Origin of the sequence: Streptomyces sp. ISL-94 (genome assembly GCF_018614075.1) — a bacterium.
Taxonomy (GTDB): domain Bacteria; phylum Actinomycetota; class Actinomycetes; order Streptomycetales; family Streptomycetaceae; genus Streptomyces.
The window spans coordinates 1-19,625 of sequence record NZ_JAGGOZ010000119.1; the positions used below are offsets into that span (position 1 = coordinate 1).

Below are 19,625 nucleotides of genomic sequence, written 5' to 3' on the forward strand. Positions count from 1 at the left end.
GGCCGCCGGGCGGGCCGGGGCTGTGGGTGGGCCGGGGCTGTGGGGTGGGGTGCTGAGGTGTCAGGCGGCGCTTGCGATCAGGGCGAGCGGCGGATCAGCAGCAGCGCGCGGTCGTCGTTGACGTCCTTGGCGACCTTTTCGATCAGGTGCCAGGCGGCGCCCTCCCAGCCGGCGGCCACGTAGCGGTCCGCTTCGCCGGTGAGGCGGTCGATGCCCTCGCTGATGTCGCGGTCGGCGGTCTCGACGAGGCCGTCCGTGAAGAGCATGAGGACGTCGCCGCGGCGCAGGTTGCCGCGGGCGGACCGGAACTCGGCACCGTCGTAGACGCCGAGGAGCGGGCCCTCGCCGGACTTCTCCTGCCAGCGGCCGGTGCCCGCGGAGAGCTGGAGGGCGGGGAGGTGGCCGGCGGAGAGGAGTTCGTAGTCGCCGGTCTCCAGGTCCAGGACGAGGTGGATGGAGGTGGCGAAGCCCTCCTCCCAGTCCTGGCGGAGCAGGTAGCCGTTGGCGGCGGGCAGGAAGCCGTGCGGGGGCAGGGCGCCGAGCAGGCCGCCGAAGGCGCCGGACAGCAGCAGGGCCCGGGAGCCGGCCTCCATGCCCTTGCCGGAGACGTCGGTCAGGACGATCTCCAGCGTCCGGCCGCCGTTCGTACGGGCCGCGACGACGAAGTCGCCGGAGAAGGACTGGCCGCCGGCCGGGCGCAGGGCCATCTCGCGGTGCCAGCCGCGCGGCAGGGAGGGCAGTTTGCTCTGGACCCGGATCCGTTCGCGCAGGTCGAAGAGCATGGTGCCGCCGCGCCGCCAGGGCACGCCGACACGGCTGCGGAACTGCGCGATGACCAGCCCGAAGAATCCGCAGGCGGCGACGACCAGGACGGTCCCGGGGGTGACCCGCGCCGGACCCTGGGTATAGGGGCCGAGGACGAGGGCCTCGACGATCAGCGCGGCCGCGGAGGCGGCGTACAGCGCGAGCAGGGACGCGGGGCGCAGCAGCAGGCCCCCGGCCACGATCGGCAGGACGAGCGCGGAGGGCGAGAACCAGACGGGCAGCATCAGCGTGCCCCAGGCGAACCCGGGGATGGTGAGCAGCAGGCCGACGAAGGCGAGCCAGTCGGAGGCGTCGCCGCGGAAGTAGTCGACGGCGGATTTGCGCAGGGCGGTGCGGGCCCGGTGCCACGCCAGGCGTGTCCGGGCCAGGAGGGTTTCCACGCGGGCTCCGGCCATTGCATCGGGACCCTATCCATCCTCACGGTGGATGCGCAGGGGGACCCCTGGACCTGTCGTCCTTCGGCGCCCGAAAAAAGGTCGACTGGGCCGCAATGCCCTGGTAAGCATCGCCATATGGCTCTTGAGATGCGCATATTGCAAGCTGATGAGTGGGATGTCTGGTACGACCAGCTGGAACTGGCGTTCGGTGGTGTGGCCGAGTCCCCGCAGGAGCGAAAGCTCTACAGGAAGCTGACGGAGACGGAACGTTCCCTCGGCGTCTGGGACGGCGGAACCTGCGTGGGCTCCGCGGGGGCCTTCAGCTTCCGCCTCTCCGTGCCGGGCGGGGCGCTCGTCCCGGCGGCCGGGATCACGATGGTGGGGGTCTCCCCCACCCACCGGCGGCGCGGGGTGCTCAGCTCGCTGATGCGCCGCCAGTTGGACGACATCCGGGCGGGTGGTGAAGCGCTCGCCGTGCTGACGGCCTCGGAGCCGGCGATCTACGGGCGTTTCGGCTACGGCACCGCGACCTACGCCCTCGCGGTGGACATCGACACCACCCGCGTCGCACTCTCCGTGCCGCCGGGCACGGACGAGGTGCGGCTGCGCCTGGTCGACCCGGAGCAGGCGCTGGCCGACTGCGAGCGGGTGTACGCGGCGCTGGTCCCGCGGCGGCCCGGCATGCCGGCCCGGCAGCCGGGCTGGGAGCGCCTCGCGCTGCAGGACCCGCCCGCCATGCGCAACGGCGGGTCCCCGCTGAAGTGCGTGGTCGCCGAGCGGGAGGACGGCGAGGTGGTGGGCTACGCCCGCTACCGGGTCAGGCCGGAGTGGAACCACAGCGGCTCGGACGGCAAGGTCGACGTGGTCGACCTCGATGCGCTGGACCCGGCGGCGTGCGCGGCCCTGTGGCGCTACCTTTTCGGGATCGACCTGACGTGGAGCGTACGGGCGCACCGGCGGCCGGTGGACGACCCGGTGCTCCACCTGGTCAGCGATGTCCGCAGGTCGAAGCCGAGCACGCAGGACTCGCTGTACGTACGGCTGGTCGACCTGCTGGCCGCGCTGGAGGCGCGGTCGTACGGGGCCCCGCTCGACCTGGTCGTGGAGGTCGAGGACGCCTTCTGCCCGTGGAACGAGGGGCGGTGGCGGCTGATGGCCGACGGCAAGGGCGGGGTGCGGTGCGTGCGGACCGCGGAGCGGGCGGACCTGGAACTGTCGGTCCGGGAACTGGGTTCCGCCTACCTGGGCGGGATCACCCTGACCTCGCTCGCGGGGGCGGGCCGCGTGCGGGAGCTGCGCCCGGGCGCGGTGGCGGAGGCCTCCCGGGCCTTCGCCGGGGACGTGGCCCCCTGGCTCCCGCACGGCTTCTGAGGCCTCGTCGGGGTCATCGGGGTCATCGGGGTCATCAGGTCTGACAGGACGGGCACCAGAAGAGGTTGCGGGCGGCGAGGTCGGCGGTGCGGATCTCGCCCCCGCAGATGTGGCAGGGCAGGCTCGCCCTCCGGTAGACGTAGACCTCGCCGCCGTGGTCGTCCATCCGCGGCGGGCGACCCATGGCCTCGGGCAGGTGCTCGTCGCGGACCGTGTCGATGCGGTTCTTCCGGACGCCCTCGCGCATCAGGGCGGCCAGGTCGGCCCACATGGCGTCCCACTCGGTACGGGTGAGGTCCTTGCCGAGCCGGTACGGGTCGATGCCGTGCCGGAAGAGGACCTCGGCGCGGTAGACGTTCCCGATGCCCGCGACGATCTTCTGGTCCATCAGCAGGGCCGCGATCGTGGTGCGGGAGCGGGAGATCCGCTTCCAGGCCCGGTCCGGGTCGTCGGCCGGGCGCAGCGGGTCGGGGCCGAGCCGGTCGTGTATCGCCTTCTTCTCGCCCTCGCCGATCAGCGCGCAGGCGGTGGGGCCGCGCAGGTCGGCGTAGTGGCCCTCGTTCCGCAGGCGCAGCCGGACCGTGTCCGCGGCCGGCGGCGCCGGGGCGGGGCCGAAGCCGAGCTTGCCGAAGAGGCCGAGGTGGATGTGGATCCAGGCGTCGCCGAGTTCCAGGAAGAGGTGTTTGCCGTGCGCCTCGGCGCTCTCCAGCTCGCGCCCGTCGAGCAGGGCCGCGCTCTCCGCGAAGCGGCCCTGGGGGCTGCTGACACGGACCCGTCGGCCCGCGAACCGCTCGGCGTGGTCCTCGGCGAGGCGGTGGATCGTATGCCCCTCGGGCACGGCTGCTCTCCTTGAAACGAAAAAACGGCCGTGCCCCCGGGGAACCCGGCGGCACGGCACGGCAAAAGATCAGCCCTGCGGGTGGTGGGCCGGGATCGGGGGGAGCTCGCCGGTCTGCTCGTAGGCGGTGAGCATGTCGATGCGGCGTATGTGGCGCTCGGCGCCCGAGTACGGGGTCTTCAGGAAGGCGTCGATGAAGCTGACGACCTCGTCCTGGGTGTGCATGCGACCGCCGACGGAGATCACGTTGGCGTTGTTGTGCTCGCGGCCCAGCTCGGCGGTCTGGACGCTCCAGGCGAGGATGGCGCGGATGCCCTTGACCTTGTTCGCGGCGATCTGCTCGCCGTTGCCGGAGCCGCCGATCACGATGCCGAGGCTGTCGGCGTCCGCGGCGGTCTTCTCCGCGGCGCGCAGGCAGAACGGCGGGTAGTCGTCCACTTCGTCGTAGATGTGGGGCCCGCAGTCGACGGGCTCGTGGCCGTTGTTCTTGAGCCAGTCCACCAGGTGGTTCTTGAGCTCAAAGCCGGCATGGTCGGATCCGAGGTACACGCGCATGGGACGAGTGTGGCACGAGCGCACCCGCCGGACCGCAGCGGGTGTCGCGTAAGTCACTTCTAAAGCTCAAGTAAACCCAAAGACCGCAGATGGGACGGGGCGGGCCAAGGTCCTGGCCGTTCGTCCAATGGCAACGTTCCGGATTGGGGTCTTCCGCCCTGCGTTCATCTCAGGTTTGAATGCCCGGGCTCGCAACCCGAGAACCTAAGGATCCGTCCATGAGCTCCACGACGACCCTTCAGAAGGCAGGCGACCCGACCGGTGAACCCGGTTCCGCCCAGTCCTCCGACGGTCTGAAGGCCGGTCTCAAGAACCGCCACCTGTCCATGATCGCCATCGGCGGTGTCATCGGCGCCGGACTCTTCGTCGGCTCCGGTGGCGGCATCGCCAAGGCCGGCCCCGCCATCCTGGTCTCCTACGCGCTGGTCGGCGCGATGGTGGTCTTCGTGATGCGGATGCTGGGCGAGATGGCCGCCGCCAGCCCGAACTCGGGCTCCTTCTCCGCTTACGCCGACCGCGCGCTCGGCCGCTGGGCCGGCTTCTCCATCGGCTGGCTGTACTGGTTCTTCTGGGTCGTGGTGCTGGCCGTGGAGGCCACCGCCGGTGCGGCCATCCTGGAGAGCTGGATCCCCGCCGTCCCGCAGTGGGCCTGGGCGCTGATCGTGATGGCGGTCCTGACCGTCACCAACCTCGGCTCCGTGGCCTCCTACGGCGAGTTCGAGTTCTGGTTCGCGGGCATCAAGGTCGTCGCCATCGGCGCCTTCGTGATCATCGGCATGCTGGCCGTCTTCGGTGTGCTGCCGGGCTCCGACAACCCGGGTGCGGGCTTCGCCCACCTCACCGACGCCGGCGGCTTCATGCCGAACGGCTGGGGCTCCATCCTCACCGGTGTGCTGATGGTCGTCTTCTCCTTCATGGGCAGCGAGATCGTCACCCTTGCGGCCGGTGAGTCCGAGGACCCGCGCCGCGCGGTCACCAAGGCCACCAACTCGGTGATCTGGCGCATCGGCGTCTTCTACCTGGGCTCGATCTTCATCGTCCTGACGCTGCTGCCGTGGAACGACAAGTCGATCACCGAGAAGGGCTCGTACGTCGCCGCCCTCGACTCGATCGGCATCGCACACGCCGGCACGATCATGGAGGTCATCGTCCTGACCGCCGTGCTCTCCTGCCTGAACTCGGGCCTCTACACCGCCTCCCGCATGGCGTTCTCGCTGGGCGAGCGCGGTGACGCCCCCAAGGCCTTCGCCAAGGTCAGCAAGAACGGTGTGCCGACCGCCGCCATCCTGGGCTCCGTCGTCTTCGGCTTCGTCGCCGTCTACTTCAACTACGCCTTCAAGGACACGGTCTTCAACTTCCTGCTGAACTCCTCGGGTGCCATCGCGCTCTTCGTCTGGCTGGTCATCTGCCTGACCCAGCTGCGGATGCGCGGAATCCTCATGCGTGAGGCGCCGGAGAAGGTCACCGTGAAGATGTGGCTGTTCCCGTACCTGACGTGGGCCACCGCCGCGATGATCGTCTTCGTCCTGGGCTACATGCTCTTCGACGACGCCAACCGCGAGGTCGTCCTGCTGTCGCTGCTGGTGGCGGCCGTGGTGCTGGTCATCGGCGTCGTACGCGACCTGCGCCGCAAGGCCGCGCTGCGCGCCTGACGGCAACGCGAGGCAACGTACAGCAGCCCCGGACCACAGCGTGGTGGTCCGGGGCTGCTGTACGAACGGGGCGGGGGGCTCAGCCGCGGCGGCCCGCCAGCTTCCAGGCGGCCGGCAGGGCGCCCATCGCCAGGGCCGCCTTCAGCGCGTCGCCGATGAGGAACGGGGTCAGGCCCGCCGCGACGGCGGCGCTCAGGGACATCCCGGTGGCGGCCATGAGGTACGGCACGCCCACCGCGTAGATCACCGCGGAGCCGAGCGCCATCGTGCCCGCCGTACGCAGGACCGAGCGGTCGGCGCCGAACCGCGCGAGGGCGCCGACGAGGGTGGCGGCGAGCAGCATGCCGAGCACGTAGCCGAAGGAGGCGCCGCCCGCTCCGGAGGTGCCGCCCGCGAACCACGGCACTCCGGCCATGCCGACGAGGGCGTACAGCGCGAGCGAGAGGAAGCCGCGGCGGGCGCCGAAGGCGGCGGCGACGAGCAGCGCCGCGAAGGTCTGGCCGGTGACCGGGACCGGGGAGCCGGGAACGGGCACCGCCAGCTGCGCGGCCAGCCCGGTCAGCGCGGCTCCGCCGACGACGAGCGCGATGTCGCGGACGCGGCTCGCGGGCAGCAGGTCGGCGAGGACGGCGCCGGGCCGGAAGGTGACGGAAGCAGTGCTCATCGGGGGCTCCGCGGGATCGTGGGTGGCAGGACGGTCACCGACGTTAGTCCGCGGCCCGCCGGGGCCCCACCGCCACCCGGCACAAAGCCGTACTCCCCGGTTTGGTGGGGATCGCACAAAGGTCGCGCCCTACACCCGATGCGGCGTGATCCGCATCACGGGGAGGATTTGACAACACGTCCGTTTTGCACGCAAGGCCGCCGCTCAGTGAGACTGTAGGGTCCCGCCAATCCTGATGCGGAGCCCCCACCGCCGCTGGGCCGAACGAGAGTACGAGCATCCCCTCATGCGTGACCGCCTGCCCGAAGCACCCCCCACGTCGAACGGCCTGTCCGAGGAGCCCCTCAGCCACAGCCTGAAGCAGCGTCACCTGACGATGCTGGGCCTCGGCGGCGTGATCGGCGCCGGGCTCTTCGTCGGCTCCGGGGCCGGCATCGGCATCGCCGGACCGGCCATCATCTGCTCCTACCTGCTCGCGGGCGTGCTCGCGATGCTGGTGATGCGGGCGCTCGGCGAGATGTCCGCCGCCATGCCCGCCTCGGGCTCCTTCTCCGTCTACGCGGAGAAGGCCCTCGGCCGCTGGGCCGGCTTCTCGGCGGGCTGGCTGTACTGGTTCCTGCTGGTCGTGGTGCTCGCGGTGGAGGCCACCGGCGCCGCGAAGATCGCGAACGGCTGGCTGCCGTCGGTCGACCAGTGGGTGTGGGTGCTGCTCTTCATGGTGGTCTTCACCGCGAGCAACCTGGCCGCCGTGCGCAACTTCGGCGAGTTCGAGTTCTGGTTCGCGGCCCTGAAGGTCGGGGCGATCGTGCTGTTCCTGATCCTCGGCACCCTCGCGGTCTTCGGCCTGCTCCCGGCTGCGTCCCAATCCTCCGGGGACCCGGTGGGCATGGCCAACCTGACCGGCCACGGCGGCTTCTTCCCGGCCGGCATCGGCGGGGTCGTCGCCGGCATGCTCGCCGTCGTCTTCGCCTTCGGCGGTCTGGAGGTCGTCACCATCGCGGCCGCCGAGTCGGACGACCCGGCACGGTCCGTGTCCCGCGCGGTGCGCAGCGCCGTGTGGCGCATCCTCCTCTTCTACGTCGGCTCGATGCTGGTCATCGTGACCCTGCTGCCGTGGGACTCGCTGGAGCCGGGGCAGAGCCCGTACGTCGCCGTCCTCGACCGGATCGGCATCCCGCAGGCCGGCCGGCTGATGGACGTCGTGATCTTCGTGGCGCTGCTGTCGGCGCTCAACGCGAACCTGTACGGGTCCTCGCGCATGGTGTTCTCGCTGGCCGAGCGGGGCGAGGCGCCCAAGGCGCTGCTGAAGGTCTCCGGGAGCGGGGTGCCGCGCCGCGCGGTCTTCGCCTCGGTGGCGTTCGGCTTCGTGTCAGTGGTGCTGAACCTGCTATGGCCGGACACGATCTTCCTCTACATGCTCAACGCGGTCGGCGCGGTGCTGCTGTTCGTGTGGGCGCTGATCGCGGTCTCGCAGCTGAAGCTGCGCCGGAAGATCGAGCAGGACATGCCGGAGCGGCTGACCCTGCCGATGTGGCTGTTCCCGTACGCGACGTGGGCGGCGTTGCTCGGCATGGCCGCGGTGCTGGTCCTGATGCTGTTCGACGACTCGGCGCGGCCGCAGCTGCTGTGGTCGACGGGCGCGGCGGCCGTGGTCCTGCTGGTGGCGTGGGGGCGGGAGCTGCGGGACCGCCGGCCCTGACCGGGCGAAGCGGCGTAAGACCCCCACCCGACGGCACGTCAGAGGCCGGGCCCGTGCGAGAGCGCGGGCCCGGCCTCGCGCGTTGCGGAGGTGTCCGCAGGAGAGGCGACCCTTACTCGTGAGGTGGAATAGATGCTGCTAGCGTGCAGTTGCACATTGGTTGCAATAAGCGATTGGCACGCCGAGGGGACCGGATACACGCATGGCCATCTACACGCTTCCTGAGCTTCCTTACGACTACGCGGCGCTGGAGCCGGTGATCAACCCGCAGATCATCGAGCTGCACCACGACAAGCACCACGCGGCCTACGTCGCGGGCGCCAACACCACGCTGGAGCAGCTGGAGGAGGCGCGCGACAAGGAGAACTGGGGCGCGCTGAACGGCCTGGAGAAGAACCTCGCGTTCCACCTCTCCGGCCACATCCTGCACAGCATCTACTGGCACAACATGGCCAGCCCGAAGACCGGCGACGGCGGCGGCATCCCGGACGAGAAGGACGGTCTGGGCGAGCTTACGGCCGCGATCACCGAGTCCTTCGGCTCCTTCGCCGCCTTCAAGAAGCAGCTCACCTTCGCGGCCTCCGCGACGCAGGGCTCCGGCTGGGGCGTGCTCGCGTACGAGCCCCTCAGCGGCCGCCTGATCGTCGAGCAGATCTACGACCACCAGGGCAACGTCTGCCAGGCCTCCGTGCCGATCCTGGTCTTCGACGCCTGGGAGCACGCCTTCTACCTTCAGTACAAGAACCAGAAGGTGGACTTCATCGAGGCCATGTGGAACGTCGTCAACTGGCAGGACGTGGCCAAGCGCTACGCCGACGCCAAGGCCAACACCCGGCTGCTGATCCCCGCGAACAAGGGCTGATCAGCCCCACCAGCCCGTCCGCCTCGTGATCGTCTTCTCACCCTTCGCCGGCGGGCGTGTACAGCGGAAGACCCCCGCGAGTGGGGGCACCTCCCAGCGGTAGCTGGGGGAGTGACTCGCGGGGGTCTTCCGTGCGCCGGGTCACCTTCAACGGTCCCGCTCGTTTTCCAGGTGTGCTCCCCGCCACGCCGGGGATGACCCGCTGGGCCCCTTTGTGCTCGTGCGGTTGATGTCCTGCTCCCCGCACACGCGGGGATCACTGGTCGAAGCGCGGGCCTTCCGTGCGGGTGCGCTTGATCTCGTAGAAGCCGGGGGTGGAGGCGACGAGCAGGGTGCCGTCCCACAGGCGGGCAGCGGCCTCGCCGCGCGGGGCCGGGGTGACGACGGGGCCGAAGAAGGCCACGTCCTCTCCGTCGGCGCCGGGCACCGAGATCACCGGGGTGCCGACCTCCTGGCCGACGCGGTCGATGCCGTCGTTGTGGGAGGCGCGCAGCACCTCGTCGTACTCGTCGGAGTCGGCGTACGCGAGCAGCTCGGCCGGCAGGCCGAGCGCCGCCAGCGCCTCCGCGATCACCTCGCGGGTCGCGCCCTTGTCCTCGTTGTGGATGCGGGTGCCGAGTTCGGTGTAGAGCTTGCCGGTGATCTCGTCACCGAATTTCTGCTGGGCCGCGACCACCACGCGCACCGGCGCCCAGCCCTTGGGGCCGAGCAGTTCGCGGTAGCGCTCGGGCAGTTCGTCGAGCTTGTTCTCGTTCAGGACGGCCAGGCTCATCACGTGCCAGCGGACTTCGACGTCGCGGACCTTCTCGACCTCCAGCATCCAGCGGGAGGTCATCCAGGCCCAGGGGCAGAGCGGGTCGAACCAGAAGTCGACCGGGGTCTTCTCGCGCACCTGGGTGTCGCTCATGTCTCTCCTCAGTCCTCGGAACTCAGTCGGAAAAGGGCATCACGCTCACGTTCCCCGTCGCCAACCAGACAGGAGCCGCACACATTCCCACCGTGGGAGGATTCGTCACGAGAACGCGATCACGCACGAAGGAGTGCACGTGCCCGGAGAGAACCTGTCCCGCGACGAAGCCCGTGGGCGGGCCGAGCTGCTGTCGGTCGACGGATACGAGGTGGTCCTCGACGTCCGCTCGGCGGTGGACGAGGCCGAGCCGGCCGAAGGCCCGCGGACCTTCCGTTCGGTGACGACGATCCGCTTCCGGGCCGCGGGCTCCGGCACCTCCACCTTCGCGGACCTGATCGCCCCTTCGGTGAACTCCGTGACCCTCAACGGGCGCGTTCTGGACCCGGCCGCCGTCTTCGACGGGGCGCGGATCACCCTGGACGGGCTGGCCGCCGAGAACGTCCTGGTCGTGGACGCGAACTGCGCGTACAGCCGGACGGGCGAGGGCCTGCACCGCTTCGTGGACCCGGAGGACGGCGAGGTCTACCTCTACACCCAGTACGAGCCGGCGGACGCGCGGCGGGTGTACGCGAACTTCGAGCAGCCGGACCTGAAGGCGCCCTACCGCTTCGAGGTGACCGCGCCCGAGGGCTGGCAGGTGTGGAGCAACGGCGCGGAGGAGTCACGGGAGGGCGGCGTCTGGCGGTTCGCGGAGACCGAGCCGATCTCGACTTACATCACCTGCGTGGTGGCGGGCCCCTACCACTACGTGACGGACTCCTACACGCGCGGGGACCTCACGATCCCGCTCGGCGCGATGTGCCGCAAGGGGCTGGCCCGGCACTTCGACGCGGACGACATCTTCCTCGTCACCAAGCAGGGCTTCGACCTCTTCCACGAGCTGTTCGACTACCCGTACCCCTTCGGCAAGTACGACCAGGCCTTCGTGCCGGAGTACAACCTGGGCGCGATGGAGAACCCGGGGATGGTGACCTTCCGGGAGGAGTACATCTTCCGCGGCAAGGTCACGCAGGCCTCGTACGAGCGGCGCGCCAACGTGATCATGCACGAGATGGCGCACATGTGGTTCGGCGACCTGGTCACCATGAAGTGGTGGGACGACCTGTGGCTGAAGGAGTCCTTCGCGGACTTCATGGGCTCCTTCGCCCTCGTGGAGGCCACCCGCTTCGACCAGGCGTGGGTCACCTTCGCCAACAGCCGCAAGGCGTGGGCCTACCGCGCCGACCAGCTGCCGTCCACGCACCCGATCACGGCCGACATCCGTGACCTGGAGGACGCGAAGCTGAACTTCGACGGGATCACCTACGCCAAGGGCGCGGCGGTGCTCAAGCAGCTGGTCGCCTATGTGGGGCGGGACGCGTTCCTTGAGGGCGCGCGGCGCTACTTCAAGGCCCACGCGTACGGCAACACGACGCTGGACGACCTGCTGTCGGTGCTCGCGGAGGTCTCCGGGCGGGACATGGCCGAGTGGTCGCGGGCCTGGCTGCAGACGGCGGGCGTGAACGTGCTGACCCCGGTGGTCACGTACGACGCGGGCGGGCGCGTGAGCGAACTGGCGGTGGTGCAGGAGGGCGACGAGCTCCGCCCGCACCGCGTCGCGGTCGGCCTGTACCGGCTGGAGTCGGACGGCACGCTGGTCCGCTACGCGCGGGCGGGGGTGGACGTGGCGGGGGCGCGGACCGTGGTCGCTGAGCTGGCGGGGCGGGAGCGGCCCGATCTGGTCCTGGTCAACGACGAGGACCTCACCTACTGCAAGGTCCGCTTCGACGAGGGCTCGCTGGCGACGCTGCGGGCGCACCTGGGCGACCTCACGGATCCTCTCGCGCGGGCGCTGAGCTGGTCGGCCCTGTGGGGTCTCACCCGGGACGGGCTGATGCCGGCGCGCGACTTCCTCGCGCTGGTGCTGGCGCACGCGGGGCGGGAGACGGACGTCGGCGTGCTGCAGATGCTGCACGCGCAGGCGCTGACGGCGGTCACCCACTACACGGCGCCGGACCGGCGCGAGCAGGGCGGCCGGGACCTGGCGGCGGGCGCGCTGCACGAGCTGCGGCTGGCCGAGCCCGGGTCGGAGCACCAGCTGACCTGGGCCCGCTTCTTCGCGGCGAGCGCGGCGACGGAAGGCGACTTCCAGCTGCTGCTGGGGCTGCTGGACGGGTCGGCGCGGATCGACGGACTGGAGGTGGACCAGGAGCTGCGGTGGGACTTCCTGCTGCCGCTGGCCGCGCACGGGGCGGTGGACGAGGCCGCGCTGGGGGCCGAACTGGCCCGGGACGACACGGCGTCGGGCAAGCGGCACCAGGTGCGGTGCCTGGCGGCGCGGCCGTCGGCGGCGGTCAAGGACCAGGCGTGGGCGGCGGTGGTGGAGTCGGACGCGCTGTCGAACGCGCTGGTCGAAGCCACGATCGACGGGATGCAGCAGCCCTCGCAGCGGGGCCTGCTGGCGGCGTACGCGGAGCCGTACTTCGCGGTGCTGGAGCGGGTGTGGGCGGACCGGTCGATCCAGATCGGCATGGACGTGGTGAAGGGCCTCTACCCGGCCCTTCGGGACTCGCAGTCCACGGTCGCGGCGACCGACGCCTGGCTTGCCGCCCACCCGTCGGCTCCGCCGGCCCTGCGCCGGCTGGTCCTGGAGTCCCGGGACGACCTCGCCCGCGCCCTCCGTGCCCAGGCCTGCGACGCGGCGGCCGCCGCCAACTAGCCCGCCCCGCGCCAGCCTGCGCTGCGGGGGCCCATCACCAGCCTGCGGCGCCGTTGCTGGGGCTCCGCCCCAGACCCCGCGCCTCAAACGCCGGCGGGGCTGGATTTGCCCTCCGGGCAATCCAGCCCCGCCAAGCGCAAGGCTGCGCCCCGCCGAGCGCAAGGTTCGCCCCGTCCGAGCGCAAGCTTGAGCCCCGTCCGAGCGCAAGCTTGAGCCCCGCCGCGCGCGAGGTGGGGCTTCGCCGCGCGTGAGGTGGGGCTCCACCTCGCGCGTTTGCGCTGCGCGCGCTTCCGGGCCGGCGCCGGCCGAAATCCAGCCTCGCCGGCGTTTGAGGCGCGGGGTGCGGGGCGGAGCCCCGGTCCTGTGCCCGCACTCGCCCGCTCAGGCGCGCCACCCCCATGGCGGGGCAGCCTATCGGCCGTCGAACGTCCGTACTTTAGCCCCGGCTTGTCCCGATTTGCCGACGAGCGTGTAACAGGGGTTAGCAAGGCCATGGCCTGAGGGAATCACCGCGTCATGAACCAGAACGCACCCCTCCCCCTCGCCCACCTCACCGGCAGCCGCCCCCGCGTGCTGACCCTCGCCCAGCTGCGCGAGCACGGCGTCACCGCATCCGACGCCGCCGAGCGGCCCTGGCAGCAGATCCTGCCCGGGGTGTTCCTGCTCCACTCCGGGCCCGCGACCAGTGAGGAGCGCCTGCACGCCGCCCTGCTCTACGCGGGGCGCCGCGGCGGTGGCGAGGCCATGATCACCGGGCTGACGGCGCTCGCGCTGTACCGGTTCGCCTCCGCGCCCGCGCTGCTCGCCCTCCCGCACATCGACGTCCTCGTCCCCGGCACCCGGCGGCTGCGGTCCATCGGGGACGTACGGATCGTCCGGGGCCACACCCCGCCCCGTCCGCAGGAGGTGACCGGGCTCCCCGTGGCCCCCGTCGCGCGGGCCGTGGCCGACGCCGTCGCCCAGCTCGACGACGCCGGCACCGTGCGCCGCCTGCTCAGCGAGGCCGTCCGGGGCGGCCACTGCGAACCGGCCGCCCTCGTGCGCGAGCTGACGGTGGCCCGGCTGCTGAACCGGCCGTACGTGCTCGACGCCGTCGAGTCCCTCCTGGCAGAGGGCCGCGCCATCGCCGAGGACCGGCTGTACCACCTCGTACGGGGCTACGAACTCGCCGAACCGGTCTGGAACGTGGACCTGCGGCTGCCCGGCGGCCCCCACCTCGGCGGCGTCGACGCCTTCTGGCCGGAGCACTCCGTGGCCGTGGAGATCGACATCCGGGCCCCGCGCCAGGACGAGGACGAGGAGTGGTCCGAGTGCGTGCGCAAGCGCGAGACCCTGGAGCGACTCGGGGTGACGGTCATCCACATCACCCCGCGCAAGCTCCGCGACTGGCCCGAGCAGCAGGCCGCGGTCATCCGGACCGCCCTGACGGCGTCCGGCGACCGCGAGCCCGCCGCCTACCTGGTGGTCCTGCCCAGGTGAGCACCGAGCGCCGGGTTGGCCGGCGAGTACTCCGGGGCGCTCCAGCGCAGCCGCCCCGGATGCAGGCTCTCCACCACCGACTCCAGCCGGAAGCGGACCCGCCGCTCCCCGTCGGCCCCGAACTCGGTCTGCGCCCGGCCGCTCAGCTGGAGCACCGCCCCGCTCTCCCAGTCCGGGAAGAGCAGCCCGGCCCGCGGATCGGCCGCGAGGTTCCCCAGGGTGAGGAACATGGCATTGCCCGCGTAGTCCGGCCAGGCCAGCTCCACCGGCGAGAGCACCTCCACGAAGCCCGGGAACCCGCCCCGGTGGCTGGCATCGACCCCGTCCGCCTCCGCCGTGGTCGCGACGAAGAAGGTGTCGGCGCCGCGGACGGCCCGTTCCTGGCCGGGAGTCAGCGCGTCCCCCCGCCGTACGACGCCGGCCCCGTCGGCGGCGAGGTCCAGCGGCTCCCGCTTCTGGAGGTACTTCGGGCAGTTGGCGAACACCTGCTCGGCCTCGACGGCGAAACCCGCCGGCGTCACCGCGAGGGTCCCGTTCAGCCGCATCCGGCGCCGGGTGCGCGGGTCGAGCGCGATGGCGCCGACCCTGGTCCCGGCCGTGGCCAGCGCCTCGGCGAGCGGGTCGCCGGCCGGGAGCCCGCCCGCGACCGCCATCCGGTCCGGCCCGGTGGCCCGTACGAAACCGGGCGTACCGGTGAGCAGGGAGGCCCACATCCGCCCCGCGCCGTCGGCCGCGCCGACGACGAGGTGGGGTTGGAGCCCCAGGAAGGCCGCGGCGACGTCCCGGATGCCGACGCCGATCGAGCGGCCCACGTGCTCGGCGAGCCCCCGTACGCCCACCCGCTCCTGCACGGCCAGCGAGCCCGCGTGGTACGCCCCGGTCATTAGAAGAACCCGCAGGTCGGCGCCCCCGTGGTGGGGGCGGGTGCGCCTTCGGCGCCGGTCGGGACGGAGATCTCCAGCCGGGTGCCGTCCGGGTCGTGGAAGAAGATCCCGCCGGAGGCCGCGCCCTCGCCGTGGGCGACGACTCCCTCGTACGCGAACTCCACGCCCAGCGCGCGCAGCCGCTCCTCGTACTCCCGGACCTCCTCGATCGCTCCGGCCGAGAACGCGAGGTGGTGCAGTCCGGCCGAGGCCGGGGCGTACGCGCCGTCGGCCTGCTGCCAGAGGGTCAAGGTGAGCTCGCCGTCGTGGCCGAGGAAGGCGAAGCGGCGGCCCTCCTCCTTGCCCTCGCCGATGACCTGGAAGCCGAGGGCGTCGCGGTAGAAGGCGAGCGATCGGTCCAGCTCGGTGACGTTCAGGCCCAGGTGGCCGGTGCGGAGCTTGCTGATGACGGACGTCATGACGGTCCCTTCCCCAGAGGTTTCCCGTGTGGTCTAACCTTCTAAATTGAGGTTAGAGGTTAGAGCTGAGACCGTCAACCGGTCACGTACTCTTGAGGGGTTAGCGGGCACCAGGAGGCGGACATGGCGGCGGCGGACCCACGACCCCTGACCGGGGAGCCGGTCTCCCTGGACCTGCTGAACACCCGCTGGATGCGGGAGGGCGAGCTCACCGACCTCTTCGCCGGGGCCTTCGGACTGACCCGGATCGAGGGGCTCGCGATCTGGCTCCACAGCACCGGCCTGGCCGACCGCTTCCGCGCCGACGCCGCGACCCTCGTCCACCTGCTGACCGCCCGCGAGGCGCTGGCCCGCGCGGTCGCGGACCCCGCCGACGAGAGCGCCCGCGCCCTGGTCGACGCGGTGCTGGAGCACGGCCGCATCCGCGCCACGCTGACCGCCGAAGGACCGGGCGAGCGCGCCGAGTTCGCCGATCCGGCCTGGGGGCCGGCCTGGACGGCGGCGCGGGACTACCTCGAACTGCTCGGCTCCGCACCCGACCGGATCCGCAAGTGCGCCTCCGAGACGTGCGTGCTGCACTTCCACGACATCTCGCGCAACGGCACCCGGCGCTGGTGCTCGATGGCCGCCTGCGGAAACCGGGCGAAGGCCTCGCGCCACTACGCGCGCACGCGCGAGCGCTGAACGCCCGAAATCTGTCACACCCGATCTGAGACCGTTCCTCACGGCAAGGCGGGTAAGTCTACAAATCCACTCTTCAGCACCCTCGGTTCGCACCGGTCTGCCCCGGTACGGTCGCGATGGCGCAAGCCCCGCACTGGCGAGAGTCCGCCATGGCAGGTCTCGGTCAATGACAACTCTCCCCAAAGAGCGACCGTTTGCGCAAAGCTGACCGGTCATCCGGCACCGAAATCCGGACCGTTTCTTTCACTTACCAGGGATGCTGATGACCCTCGAATCCCCCAGCTCCATATCCGGGCCCAGACGCGTGGCCCGCGTCGCGGCCGCGGCCGGACTGGTTGCCGCCCTCGCGGCCACCGGTTCCGGGACCGTCTTCGCGGCGACCGGCGCCGACACCCCGGGCACCACCCCGGCCGTGAAGTCGGCCGACCAGAAGCTCGGTTCGGCCGACGCCGAGCTGCTCCAGGAGGCCAAGGCCAAGGGTGACGCGACCGTCACCGTCATGGTCGCCACCGCCCCCGGGCAGACCAAGCAGGTGGCCGAGCAGCTCGACGCCGTCCAGGGCGCCTCGGTGGGCCAGACGTACGACAAGCTCGGCTACGTCCGCGCCACCCTGCCCACCGGCAAGGCGGAGGCCGCGCTGAAGGCGGCCGCCAAGCTGTCCTCCGTGCACGGCATCGACCTGCGGCACGAGATCCAGCTGCCGGACCCGCGCCCCGACGCCGGCCGGGAGACGGGAACGGCCACGCCCGCGCCCGGTTCGTACCCGGCGCCGGACAAGAACACCCCGGCGAAGAACCCGTACAACCCGTCCTTCGAGACCGGCGCGGTCGACTTCGTCAAGAACAACCCGCAGGCCGACGGCCGCGGCGTGACCATCGGCATCATGGACTCGGGCGTCGACCTCGGCCACCCGGCCCTGCAGAAGACGACCACCGGCGAGCGCAAGATCGTCGACTGGGTGACGGCGACCGACCCGATCACCGACGGCGACGGGACCTGGCGCGCCCAGATCACCCCGGTCACCGCCGCGGGCGGCACCTTCACGGCGGGCGGCCAGAGCTGGAAGGCCCCTGCGGGCAGCTTCCAGTGGAGCCGCTTCAGCGAAGCGATCACGGCCAACGGCGACATGAAGGGCGACGTCAACCGGGACGGGGACACCACCGACCGGTTCGGCATGCTCTACGACGTCGCCGCCGGCACCGTCCGCGTCGACACCGACCAGGACGGCGACTTCACGAACAACGAGCCGATGAAGCCGTACAAGGACGGCTACCAGATCGGCTGGTTCGGCACGGACAACCCGGCGACCGACGTCGCCGAGCGCATTCCGTTCGTGATCGAGATCCGCAAGGACGTCCCGATGGACCCGCTGGGCGGTGACTGGGTCGGCAAGAAGGCCGACTTCGTCAACGTCGGCATCATCGAGTCCGAGCACGGCACGCACGTCGCCGGCATCACCTCCGCCAACGGCCTCTTCGGCGGGGCGATGAACGGCGAGGCGCCCGGCGCGAAGATCGTCTCCTCGCGCGCCTGCTCCTGGTCCGGCGGCTGCACCAACATCGCGCTGACCGAGGGCATGATCGACCTCGTCGTCAACCGCGGCGTGGACATCGTCAACATGTCCATCGGCGGTCTGCCGGCGCTGAACGACGGCAACAACGCGCGCTCCGAGCTCTACAAGAACCTCATCGACACCTACGGTGTCCAGCTCGTCATCTCGGCGGGCAACGAAGGTCCCGGCATCAACACCATCGGCGACCCCGGCCTCGCGGACAAGGTCATCTCCGTGGGCGCCGCGGTCTCCCAGGAGACCTGGGCCGCCAACTACGGCTCCGCCGTGACCAAGAAGTACAACATGTTCCCCTTCTCCTCGCGCGGTCCGCGTGAGGACGGCGGGTTCACGCCCACCATCACCGCCCCCGGCGCCTCGATCAACACCATCCAGACCTGGCTGCCCGGCGCCCCGGTGAAGGAGGCCGGCTACAGCCTGCCGGCCGGTTACGGCATGCTCCAGGGCACCTCGATGTCCTCGCCGCAGGCCGCGGGCGCCAGCGCCCTGCTGATCTCGGCCGCCAAGCAGCACGGCATCAAGCTGGACCCGGCCGCCCTGCGGGTGGCTCTGACCAGCACCGCGAAGAAGATCGACGATGTCCCGGCCCACGCACAGGGTGCCGGTCTCATCAACGTCAACGGCGCGTGGGAGTCCATCCAGCGCGGCGCGAAGGCCAACGAGTTCACCGTCAAGGCGCCGGTCGACACCGCGATCGACCAGTTCCTGAAGACCCCGGGCTTCGGCACCGGCGTCTACGACCGCGAAGGCGGCCTCAAGGTCGGCCAGAAGAAGGTCTACGACGTCGTCGTCACCCGCACCACGGGCGTCAAGTACGGCACCCGGCACGACCTGAGCTGGCGCAACAACGACGGCACCTTCAAGGTCATCGGCGGCTACGACTACGTCACGCTGCCGCTGAACAAGCCCGTCACCATCAAGGTCGAGGCCAAGGCCACCTCGGGCGGCGTCCACAGCGGCATCCTGCAGCTGGACGACGAGACCACCGAGGGCATCGACAAGCAGATCCTGACGACCGTCGTCGCCGCCACCCCGCTGGCCTCGCCGTCGTTCACGCTCTCGGACACCTCCTCCGTGCAGCGCAACAGCCACAAGTCGTACTTCGTCACCGTGCCGCAGGGCGCCAAGACCCTCGAGGTCGCCCTCGGCGGTCTCGCGGCAGGCAGCCAGACGCGCTTCATCTCGATCCACCCGTACGGTGTGGGCGTCGAGGACAGCGCGACGACCCAGTGCTACCCGAACTACGACAACCCGGCGAACCAGTGCCGCCCCGACCTGCGCTCGTACGCCGACCCGCAGCCGGGCGTCTGGGAGATCGAGGTCGAGTCGCGCCGTACGTCGCCGCTCCTCGACAACCCGTTCAAGCTGGACGTCTCCGTGCTCGGCGCGGCCTTCGACCCCGCGGTCAAGGTCCTGCCCGAGGTGAAGCAGGGCACCCCGGCGCCGGTCCAGTGGACCGTCAAGAACGACGCCGCGGCCATCTCCGGCGGCAAGCTCAAGGGCGGTCCGCTCGGCTCCGCGAAGGTCGCCAAGCCGACCATCGCCGCCGGTGAGACCCAGACCACCGAGGTCACGATCGGCGAGGGCGTCTCCCGCCTCGACATCGCGATCGGCAAGGTGTCCGACACCGCCGCCGACCTCGACCTGGACGTCTTCAAGGACGGCGTCAAGGTCGGCTCCTCCGCAGACGGCGACTCCGAGGAGGCCGTGACCCTGGTCAACCCGGCCGCGGGTACCTACACCATCAAGGTGTTCGGCTACGCGATCCCGTCCGGCTCCACCACGTACGACTACCGCGACGTGTACTTCTCGTCCGCCCTGGGCTCCGTCCAGGTCGACGAGGCCGCCGCGGTGAACCTCGCCACCGGCGCCACCGCGCAGGTCACGGCGAACGTCCTGGTCAACAGCGCGGCCCCCGAGGGCCGTCAGTTCTTCGGCCAGGTCCAGCTGCTCAACGCCCGCGGCACCGCCGCCGGCACCGGCAGCGTGCAGATCGAGAAGGTCCTCCCGTAACCCGGTAGGACCGCGGAACACCGAAGGGGCAGCGCTCGTCCGTGACGAGCACTGCCCCTTCGGGCTTTCCCCGGCTCGCATCCACC

General features: G+C 71.1%; 15 protein-coding genes. 8 read left to right on the plus strand and 7 right to left on the minus strand.

Annotation, left to right across the window (positions count from 1 at the left end; genetic code table 11):
* Positions 1-77 precede the first annotated feature (77 nt).
* Complete coding sequence (locus J7E94_RS31030) at positions 78-1,220, minus strand: PP2C family protein-serine/threonine phosphatase (protein ID WP_215020148.1); 1,143 nt, start codon at positions 1,218-1,220, stop codon at positions 78-80.
* Positions 1,221-1,337: 117 nt separating this feature from the next.
* Between J7E94_RS31030 and J7E94_RS31035 the strand changes: the two genes are divergently transcribed.
* Positions 1,338-2,573, plus strand: a complete 1,236-nt coding sequence (locus tag J7E94_RS31035) for a GNAT family N-acetyltransferase (RefSeq protein WP_215020149.1) — start codon at positions 1,338-1,340, stop codon at positions 2,571-2,573.
* A gap of 34 nt (positions 2,574-2,607) precedes the next feature.
* Here the strand turns inward: J7E94_RS31035 and J7E94_RS31040 are convergent, their stop codons facing one another.
* Complete coding sequence (locus J7E94_RS31040) at positions 2,608-3,411, minus strand: Fpg/Nei family DNA glycosylase (RefSeq protein WP_215020150.1); 804 nt, start codon at positions 3,409-3,411, stop codon at positions 2,608-2,610.
* 69 nt (positions 3,412-3,480) lie between these two features.
* On the minus strand, positions 3,481-3,966 hold the full coding sequence (locus J7E94_RS31045; RefSeq protein ID WP_215020151.1) for a ribose-5-phosphate isomerase: 486 nt from the start codon (positions 3,964-3,966) through the stop codon (positions 3,481-3,483).
* Between the two features lie 218 nt (positions 3,967-4,184).
* On the opposite strand from J7E94_RS31045, the gene J7E94_RS31050 reads away from it, so the two are divergent.
* Positions 4,185-5,618, plus strand: a complete 1,434-nt coding sequence (locus tag J7E94_RS31050; protein WP_215020152.1) for an amino acid permease — start codon at positions 4,185-4,187, stop codon at positions 5,616-5,618.
* A gap of 79 nt (positions 5,619-5,697) precedes the next feature.
* On the opposite strand, the gene J7E94_RS31055 is transcribed toward J7E94_RS31050, so the two are convergent.
* Entirely contained in the window at positions 5,698-6,282 is a 585-nt protein-coding gene (locus J7E94_RS31055; RefSeq protein WP_215020153.1) for a biotin transporter BioY, read from the minus strand.
* Between the two features lie 286 nt (positions 6,283-6,568).
* Here J7E94_RS31055 and J7E94_RS31060 point away from each other — a divergent pair, with 286 nt between their 5' ends.
* Together J7E94_RS31060 and J7E94_RS31065 are read left to right on the plus strand one after the other, a co-directional pair.
* The gene (locus J7E94_RS31060; protein WP_215020154.1) at positions 6,569-7,981 is read left to right on the plus strand and encodes an amino acid permease; all 1,413 of its coding nucleotides are present in this window, start codon (positions 6,569-6,571) and stop codon (positions 7,979-7,981) included.
* Between the two features lie 202 nt (positions 7,982-8,183).
* Positions 8,184-8,843 carry a superoxide dismutase gene (locus tag J7E94_RS31065; RefSeq protein ID WP_215020155.1) on the plus strand — a complete coding sequence of 220 codons (660 nt, stop codon included), beginning with the start codon at positions 8,184-8,186 and terminating at the stop codon, positions 8,841-8,843.
* A 256-nt stretch (positions 8,844-9,099) separates the two neighbouring features.
* On the opposite strand, the gene J7E94_RS31070 is transcribed toward J7E94_RS31065, so the two are convergent.
* On the minus strand, positions 9,100-9,750 hold the full coding sequence (locus J7E94_RS31070) for a DsbA family protein (RefSeq protein ID WP_215020156.1): 651 nt from the start codon (positions 9,748-9,750) through the stop codon (positions 9,100-9,102).
* Positions 9,751-9,889: 139 nt separating this feature from the next.
* Here J7E94_RS31070 and pepN point away from each other — a divergent pair, with 139 nt between their 5' ends.
* The gene (gene pepN / locus J7E94_RS31075) at positions 9,890-12,451 is read left to right on the plus strand and encodes an aminopeptidase N (RefSeq protein ID WP_215020157.1); all 2,562 of its coding nucleotides are present in this window, start codon (positions 9,890-9,892) and stop codon (positions 12,449-12,451) included.
* A gap of 516 nt (positions 12,452-12,967) precedes the next feature.
* Entirely contained in the window at positions 12,968-13,930 is a 963-nt protein-coding gene (locus J7E94_RS31080) for a hypothetical protein (protein WP_215020158.1), read from the plus strand.
* Here J7E94_RS31080 and J7E94_RS31085 read toward each other — a convergent pair.
* Together J7E94_RS31085 and J7E94_RS31090 are read right to left on the minus strand one after the other, a co-directional pair.
* Positions 13,906-14,814, minus strand: coding sequence for a pyridoxamine 5'-phosphate oxidase family protein (locus J7E94_RS31085; protein ID WP_215020159.1), 909 nt, complete (start codon positions 14,812-14,814; stop codon positions 13,906-13,908). The genes J7E94_RS31080 and J7E94_RS31085 overlap by 25 nt on opposite strands.
* Entirely contained in the window at positions 14,814-15,272 is a 459-nt protein-coding gene (locus J7E94_RS31090) for a VOC family protein (RefSeq protein ID WP_215020160.1), read from the minus strand. The genes J7E94_RS31085 and J7E94_RS31090 overlap by 1 nt, the downstream gene beginning before the upstream one ends.
* 123 nt (positions 15,273-15,395) lie before the next feature.
* On the opposite strand from J7E94_RS31090, the gene J7E94_RS31095 reads away from it, so the two are divergent.
* Positions 15,396-15,956 (plus strand): CGNR zinc finger domain-containing protein, encoded by a 561-nt coding sequence (locus J7E94_RS31095; RefSeq protein ID WP_215020161.1) that lies wholly within the window; start codon positions 15,396-15,398, stop codon positions 15,954-15,956.
* A gap of 262 nt (positions 15,957-16,218) precedes the next feature.
* Positions 16,219-19,539, plus strand: a complete 3,321-nt coding sequence (locus J7E94_RS31100) for a S8 family serine peptidase (RefSeq protein ID WP_215020162.1) — start codon at positions 16,219-16,221, stop codon at positions 19,537-19,539.
* Positions 19,540-19,625 lie beyond the last annotated feature (86 nt).

What these genes read in the sequence shown, in the direction of transcription:
- J7E94_RS31060 (WP_215020154.1), top strand. Translation starts at nt 6,569, where the DNA reads ATGCGTGACCGCCTGCCCGAAGCACCCCCCACGTCGAACGGCCTGTCC.
- J7E94_RS31065 (WP_215020155.1), top strand. Translation starts at nt 8,184, where the DNA reads ATGGCCATCTACACGCTTCCTGAGCTTCCTTACGACTACGCGGCGCTG.
- J7E94_RS31070 (WP_215020156.1), bottom strand. Translation starts at nt 9,750, where the DNA reads ATGAGCGACACCCAGGTGCGCGAGAAGACCCCGGTCGACTTCTGGTTC.
- J7E94_RS31035 (WP_215020149.1), top strand. Translation starts at nt 1,338, where the DNA reads ATGGCTCTTGAGATGCGCATATTGCAAGCTGATGAGTGGGATGTCTGG.
- J7E94_RS31050 (WP_215020152.1), top strand. Translation starts at nt 4,185, where the DNA reads ATGAGCTCCACGACGACCCTTCAGAAGGCAGGCGACCCGACCGGTGAA.
- J7E94_RS31045 (WP_215020151.1), bottom strand. Translation starts at nt 3,966, where the DNA reads ATGCGCGTGTACCTCGGATCCGACCATGCCGGCTTTGAGCTCAAGAAC.
- J7E94_RS31030 (WP_215020148.1), bottom strand. Translation starts at nt 1,220, where the DNA reads ATGGCCGGAGCCCGCGTGGAAACCCTCCTGGCCCGGACACGCCTGGCG.
- J7E94_RS31080 (WP_215020158.1), top strand. Translation starts at nt 12,968, where the DNA reads ATGAACCAGAACGCACCCCTCCCCCTCGCCCACCTCACCGGCAGCCGC.
- J7E94_RS31085 (WP_215020159.1), bottom strand. Translation starts at nt 14,814, where the DNA reads ATGACCGGGGCGTACCACGCGGGCTCGCTGGCCGTGCAGGAGCGGGTG.
- J7E94_RS31100 (WP_215020162.1), top strand. Translation starts at nt 16,219, where the DNA reads ATGACCCTCGAATCCCCCAGCTCCATATCCGGGCCCAGACGCGTGGCC.
- J7E94_RS31055 (WP_215020153.1), bottom strand. Translation starts at nt 6,282, where the DNA reads ATGAGCACTGCTTCCGTCACCTTCCGGCCCGGCGCCGTCCTCGCCGAC.
- J7E94_RS31095 (WP_215020161.1), top strand. Translation starts at nt 15,396, where the DNA reads ATGGCGGCGGCGGACCCACGACCCCTGACCGGGGAGCCGGTCTCCCTG.
- J7E94_RS31090 (WP_215020160.1), bottom strand. Translation starts at nt 15,272, where the DNA reads ATGACGTCCGTCATCAGCAAGCTCCGCACCGGCCACCTGGGCCTGAAC.